The organism is Vagococcus sp. WN80Y, assembly GCF_059621045.1.
The window spans coordinates 1-6372 of record NZ_JCAQHY010000091.1 but is presented as its reverse complement, the minus strand read 5'-3'; the positions used below and the strand labels follow the sequence as shown (position 1 = coordinate 6372).

At 36.3% G+C, this 6372-nt stretch carries 6 protein-coding genes; 1 reads left to right on the top strand and 5 read right to left on the bottom strand.

The window, feature by feature from the left end:
- Window positions 1–564: 564 nt before the first annotated feature.
- Complete coding sequence (locus AC5KOD_RS03295) at window positions 565–1050, bottom strand: GNAT family N-acetyltransferase (protein ID WP_496913112.1); 486 nt, start codon at window positions 1048–1050, stop codon at window positions 565–567.
- 385 nt (window positions 1051–1435) lie between these two features.
- On the opposite strand from AC5KOD_RS03295, the gene yhfZ reads away from it, so the two are divergent.
- Window positions 1436–2362 (top strand): GntR family transcriptional regulator YhfZ, encoded by a 927-nt coding sequence (yhfZ, locus tag AC5KOD_RS03290; protein ID WP_496913111.1) that lies wholly within the window; start codon window positions 1436–1438, stop codon window positions 2360–2362.
- Window positions 2363–2405: 43 nt separating this feature from the next.
- Here yhfZ and AC5KOD_RS03285 read toward each other — a convergent pair whose 3' ends face one another.
- The 4 genes from AC5KOD_RS03285 to AC5KOD_RS03270 are packed head-to-tail and all read right to left on the bottom strand — an operon-like array spanning window position 2406 to window position 6248.
- Window positions 2406–3623, bottom strand: coding sequence for a phosphopentomutase (locus AC5KOD_RS03285; RefSeq protein WP_496913110.1), 1218 nt, complete (start codon window positions 3621–3623; stop codon window positions 2406–2408).
- Window positions 3624–3653: 30 nt separating this feature from the next.
- The gene (locus AC5KOD_RS03280; protein ID WP_496913109.1) at window positions 3654–4562 is read right to left on the bottom strand and encodes a phosphotriesterase family protein; all 909 of its coding nucleotides are present in this window, start codon (window positions 4560–4562) and stop codon (window positions 3654–3656) included.
- A 12-nt stretch (window positions 4563–4574) separates the two neighbouring features.
- Window positions 4575–5873, bottom strand: coding sequence for a YhfT family protein (locus tag AC5KOD_RS03275; protein WP_496913108.1), 1299 nt, complete (start codon window positions 5871–5873; stop codon window positions 4575–4577).
- Between the two features lie 18 nt (window positions 5874–5891).
- On the bottom strand, window positions 5892–6248 hold the full coding sequence (locus AC5KOD_RS03270) for a DUF2620 family protein (protein WP_496913107.1): 357 nt from the start codon (window positions 6246–6248) through the stop codon (window positions 5892–5894).
- Window positions 6249–6372 lie beyond the last annotated feature (124 nt).

The following is a 6372-nucleotide window of genomic DNA, read 5'->3' as shown; positions in this document are numbered from 1 at the left end:
CCCCGGAGATAGTAGCCAATGGTTTGTATGTAATTGTCTGGGTCGTTCCTAACGCCCACAGTGTACAATTAAACGAAAACGCTGTCAATACTTTTTTTATTAAATAACATCGTTAATCCCCATCCTATTCGCTAGATTATGCGAATAGGATGGGGATTAAGAGCAACTAGACAACTAAAGTCTTTCTCTGCTTCATTCTATCCTCTTATCTCATACTGATCGGTTAAACATTGCTAGCGACTCTTTATGAATCACTTATCAAAGGACATCATTTACAACAATTTCTCTATGTTATCTAACAGCTATATCAAGCACGTATCAATTATAAGAGTTCCGTTTATTTTAGTGAATAATTAAACAAACACTAGCAATTATATAACAAGCTCAATTTTCTTATCACTCAGTAACGGTTACATTATCAGCTAAAAGAGACAGAAATAAGGAACAGTCTTTTTGTATCCAGCTTTGAATATAATCTTGAAATATTTTTAAATCATTTTGTTTTTTATTAGTCGTCATTAACTCATTTCCTTTCAACTCTGTCAAACTATTGAAGTACCATAATTATGATACTTCAATAGTTTGACTCAAAACAAGAAGCTCTCCGTACTCTGTTTTAATTCTTCTCTTAGTATCTATAAACCCACTGTCATTGTACAAATTTATAGCAGAACTATTAACAGAGTTGACAGCCAGTATAATTTCATTTACAGACTCAAAATTCTTTTCTATATACTCTGGAAGTAATTCTAACGCTAACTTAGAGTATCCTTTTCCCTGATGGCTAAACTCTGTAGAAAAACTTCTTAATAGTATGGCTTGTTCATTATCAGAGTACTCCTTTACGCCATCCTTTTCATGCAAAATAAAAAAAGTAGTCAAGGCTCCCTCTTCTGTTAGTAACATGATTGGGTATCTGTTGTCATCTTTAAACGAGCTACTAATGGAATCTTTCGGTAGACCTGAGAATATAACCTGCTCTTGGGGCAAGTAATAACTGTTTATCTGTTCTTTTAATTCACTTTGTCCTTTGTATTCTAGTAATTTCATTTTGACTTACCGCCTATCTAATTTTGTTTTACATCATTTTTTATGCCTCTTAACCACTCTAGAAAGCTTATACTCATTAATAAAATTATCATACCACATTTTTTTATTCTTACTAGTGCCCTTTGGAATAGATTTCTGTTTTATTTCCAGTTTTCCTCGGGGTGATTTAGACACTCTCTTATCTATCAATAAACACCGTCATAAGTAAAACTGGCTTTAGTAAATTTCTTGAAAGACATGGAAACAGATGGCTTAAATTCTTTTTCTCTTCGTCACTTATGGCAGATATTTGCTTTTTTGACGAATAGGTCATATTAAGATAGTATGATTTGTGGTAGACTCAATATAAACAATGACAGTTATCATGATAAAGGAGTAGTAAACAATGCCACCGTCAATAAAAAAATTTACAACAAAAAATGGACAAGTCGTTTCAACAATAGCTAAAGATTTTATTGCGACTGACATTGGTCAAAAAATTTTAACCGTTTCTGAATTCCAAGCAAAAATGGATGTGTCACGGGGAACGATTCAAAACTCTATTAAAGAATTAACTAAATCTGGTGCAGTTACGTTAGAAGCTCGTGGTGCATTAGGAACATTTTTAAAAGAGAAGAATCTCAAAACTCTTTTAGATTTCGCCCAAGTCACATTTTTAATAGGGGCTATGCCTTTGCCATATTCCGCAATCTATGAAGGACTCGCTACAGGTATACTACAATCCATGGAAAATAAATTGAATATCCCTGTCAATATGGCCTATATGCGCGGTGCTCAGAAAAGAATCGAAATGATTGCTAATAATCGTTATGATTTTGCTATTATCTCTAAACACGCTGCCTTAGAACATTTAAAAGTAAAAAATAATATCGAAATAATTCAAGAATTTGGAGAAAAATCTTTTTTAAATGACCACGTACTTATGTTTTCTGAAAAAGAAAACAATCAATTAGAAGATGGCATGAGAATTGGTGTTGACTACGACTCTATCGACCAACTGACTCTAACTAAAGAAGTAACAAAACTGTACAACGTAACCTTTGTACCTGTTCAGTACAACCAGCTCGTTGGAAAGCTTCATTCAAAGGAGATTGATGCCACTATTTGGAATGGGGATGAAATTGATGCTCGCATTCATAACATCCGCATAGTCCCACTTCCTATAGACAGCATCAACAACACTATTGCTGTTATCGTTATTAATAAGGAACGCCATGAACTAAAAAAAGTAATTGGCTCAATGATTAATGTAACGGATGTTCTCACCATTCAAAAAAAGGTGATCAATGGACAGCAACTCCCTAGCTACTAAAATAACTCTGAGTGCAAAAATAATACCTTTGCACTCAGAGTTTTTATGTAATATCAGTTAAAAAGGAGGTCCCAAATTCAATAGTCGTACCAAAAAAATCTGCCACAGTCGCCCCAACATCTGCCATCGTCTCTCTTCTTCCGATATCAATAAGAGTTTCTTTGCTCTTTTTAGTATGAATCAACAATGGAACATTTTCCCTTGTATGACGGCTATGACCAATTGTTGGATCATTACCATGATCTGCCATGACAATCAATAGATCCTCATCCGTTAATAAACTGATTACTTCCTTTAGGCGTTTATCCGAACAATTAAGTCTGTCAATATATCTTTCACAGTCTTCAGCATGACCTGCCAAATCTGTTTCTTGAATGTTTAAGAAAAAGAACCCTTGATCAATTGCTGCTAAGTCCTTAATGATAGCATCAAAAATAGTATCCGTATCCACTGCTGAAAAATTAGTTCCTAAAGGATTCGCCACTATATCGGCTACCTTTCCATAAAAATAATTGTTAATCCCGATTTTTTTTAAAGCAGTCGGAACTTGTTTTGTTTCATCAACACCAAAGCCGATATGAACGACCTGATAGTTGTCGCGATATACCCCTGATGCCGGTGCATCAACACCAATGAATTTATTATCCTTTGTAATAATCGTTGAAACTATTTCTTCAAACGAAACATTAGCGCCCCCAAAAGCAATCACTCGAGGTACCGTGACATGTTTTCTAACAATTCTGCCGACTCTTTCAATTAATTCAAATCCGCATACGTCAATTGCGCCAACAACGTTAATCGCTTGCCCTAAATCTGTTTCCATATTATCACCAATACAAATAGCATCGTTAACCTTCAACAAGGTGAGGGTGTCTTTCTTAAATCGTTCAACTTTCATCCCTTCTGCCAATAAATCCAGTTCTATCGTGTCGATAAATGGAGCTATTTCGCAAAAAACTGGCTTTTGAGGATTGGTTCCAGCAATCTCTTGATGTCCAAAGTAAGAATCCGCCCCATAGTGCTTTAATTCACTGCTTCCATATATGGCCGACTTCTGTTTCTCAAAGCCCGGTCTTTCAATTCCCAGAGAATTAATTAAGCCAAGTTTCTTTAGCACTGCCCAATCTTTCACCGACTTATCTTCAATTAGATGTAAGCATGTATTTGCGCCAATATCCTGCGGTCTGACCTCAACGACATCATCCATTGCCCCTATTCCAAAGCTATCTAAAACGATTACTATAACTCTCTTTTTTTCCATTCCTCATCACCTCACTACCATATAAAATTATTATTTCCAATCTAATATTCGTGCCGGATTCGTTATTAATAGTTTATTAATTTGCTCTTCAGAAACGTCTTCCTCTTTAAGCATGTCTACAAAGTATTCCATGACCGCTTCATAACCAGCTTGTTTAAATTTTTTGAAGTAAGTTCTTCTAGATACGTCTTGAGACACTACCAAATGATCTTCATAGCCGTGATCTATCAATTTCTTTAAATGAATCGCTCTATCTCGATCAGAATTGTAGCTAGTTTTAGATACCGTATCAAAAGCTAAGTTGACGCCTCTTTCTAATAATGATAAATGATGAGCCAAATCCAAATTTAAATCATTGTGCCCCAAAATGATTTTATCTGGATTAACTCCGTCAATTAGAAGCATATCGCATTGAACCTCTCCCATCGTTCCCATGTCTGAATGAGTGTTAATCGGACAGCCTAGCTTTGCGGACACTACCGCTGCGGCTTCAAATACTTTTTGTTCTGACGGATTTACCATATTATAACTGGTTGCGATTTCCCCAATAATTCCTGCTTTAATTTTCGTATCACCTATCCCAACTGTCAGCTCTTTGATGAAAAGATCCGCTATTTCTTGGACGCTAGCTTGCTTTAGCCAATCAGAGTGATAGTCTACTAAATAGAATCCAGTGGCACAAACAATATGAAAACCAGATTGATTCGCTATTTCTACTAGTTTTTCCACATCTCTTCCCATATCATTTGTAGTCAATTCAATAAAGCTTTTAACGCCATATTTCTTCAAAGGTTCAATTTCATTTAATACTTCGGCAATATCTAAACTATAAGAATCTTGATCTTTTCTTACCTCTCTTAAATCTAAAATAAGGTGTTCATGACTCATTGTAATCCCTAGTTCTTCTTTTTCTATTGGCCCTTTAACTGTTTCAATCATGTTTTTATCTCCTTAAATAGAGAATAGCCCAACAATATGTAGAATATTTAATAAAATTCCCACTATAATTGCGGCAACTGGGCCAATCGCCATTCTCATTATTTTTCGTCCAGTAATTTCATTTATTAAGTAGATTAGCGCTCCAATTGCAAACCCCGTATTTCCTCCCATAGTTATACAAGCATTTATGGAACCAATCAATAACGCAAACTCCATTACCGTGGTCATAGAAGAACGAATGTTATCAGATGCATCCTTAATTGACGGGAATTTCCCTAACCCTTTACCAATCAGACCTAACACCATCACTTCAACAAAAATAACTAATGCGCCTAAAATTGCGGCAATCACAGGATTAGGTGCTAAATAGCCAATAGGGTAAACAAATGTTAAGCCTGCTACACCGTATACACCCGTGGTTATGGCCGTGGTCGCAATTAATGGAATAAATCCGACGCCTCTGATTAATTCTGCCAAGGCAGCTTGTGTTACTAATTGCGATTGCTCCGCACCACCTGCTCGATACGCATCAGCTAATGTATAAATGGAGACCTCAGAGCCTGCAAAAATATGACTATTACAGGCAACCGCAATAAGCGCACCTGCAATCATGAGATATGGCAAATTCTTCTTAATCCGACCAACTCTCTCAGTAAACACATTTCCAATATCAACCGTAGAACTGTTAGCGTTACTTTTTACATCCTTAAAAATAGCTAAACCAACCAAAATAATGATGCCTACTAACATGGTCATTGCATCTGTCATAGATGGGTAAAAAGAATCTGCTAACTGTCTTACTATAAGTGCCGTACCCGCTGCAATAAATCCAGTTCTATTCCCAAATTGCATAAAAATAGCAACAATTGGAAACAACGAAAATCCAGTTACTACAGGATTACCTAATGCGGCTATGCCCCCAATCATATCTACTGGTAAGCCTGTTAAAACAGTATTAATACCTGTCAAAGCTGTCAAACACAATATTCCCCATATGCCACCAAATATCGGAGCTAGCCATTTTTTCGGGGCTAAAATACCCAAAATATCAGTTGTTAAGAATAGTAGCCATGGGTTTAAAATATTGGTTGCCATTGTATGGGCAATTCCCACAGAAGCAATGAACCCAACACTCAATCCGAAAGCAATAGAAACCAGTTCTGGTCGCTTCATTCTCCCTTCAATATATTCTGGAATAACCGGTCTAATCCCATCATGAAAGACTGCTGCGCCTATATGGCTTAAAAATGCCGTCGCAGCACAAAGTGCTACTGTAATAAGTACCTGAAACATCGTATACGATCCTAACATTTTCTCACTCCTAATTTATTATCTAACTTCTCTAAGTAATTCCACTAAAATAGGAACAGTAACATCAATTTTGTCATGTGCCATTCCAAAAACAATCTTATCTTCTGAAATCAATTTAGAGAGTTTATCCTTAGTAGGCGTCTCACCATTTTTACAGGCAATTCCACACTTACTGTAACCAATTACCCCGATCAGAATTGAAATAGCCGCGCCGCCACCGCTCTCACATGCGCCAAAATAATAGTCAACTTCTTTATTGTTCAGCAATGGGATTGCGCCCATATCACTTGAGACAATCACCTCAATAGTCTTGTCCGCTGATTCAATAGCTGCCTTCATTTCTTCCTTTTTTAAGCCACCAATCGCAATTTTCATAATCATTTCCTCCTCGTATAATAAGGTTATCAGATTTATTCTGATAGTTCCTTTTCATCCCCATAAGGGGTATGATTATTTCGTACAGATAGAGGTCGTAGTATTCCTCCTTGAAGTTTTGTCT